This window comes from Bittarella massiliensis (ex Durand et al. 2017), from assembly GCF_017566145.1.
In the GTDB taxonomy this organism is placed as follows: domain Bacteria; phylum Bacillota; class Clostridia; order Oscillospirales; family Ruminococcaceae; genus Bittarella; species Bittarella massiliensis_A.
In genome coordinates, this window is sequence record NZ_JABFCL010000054.1 from 1 (window position 1) to 338 (window position 338).

Genomic DNA, 338 nt, shown 5'->3' on the forward strand with positions numbered 1-338 from the left:
ATATTATGAACAGTACGGAGTAAAATAGGGAGGCTTGTGATTATGGAAGAAAAGGTATATCGCAGCATGGGAGTCATTGGCGCATGTAATCTTGCGGTGGGAATCATTCTGATTGTCGTCGGAGTGGCATGTGGGATTCTTTCTATTATCGGAGGAGCACGGTTATTCAAAAATCAGAAGATGCTGACATTTTAAGGCGGTGCCGGATTGTGAGAACTCGGGAAAGAAAGTGGCTTCGCCGTTTTGGCAAATTGTTGTTTCTTCTTTATATTGTGTTACTGTTCTGGTTTCTGTTGTTTTCGGACTGGTACGGCCGCGGCGGGGGGATGCGGGAGTAC

1 protein-coding gene is annotated in these 338 nt (G+C 45.9%); it reads left to right on the forward strand.

The window, feature by feature from the left end; genetic code table 11:
* Positions 1-42: 42 nt before the first annotated feature.
* Positions 43-195 carry a hypothetical protein gene (locus HJY11_RS13425; protein WP_024733291.1) on the forward strand — a complete coding sequence of 51 codons (153 nt, stop codon included), beginning with the start codon at positions 43-45 and terminating at the stop codon, positions 193-195.
* The last annotated feature ends 143 nt before the right edge of the window (positions 196-338 follow it).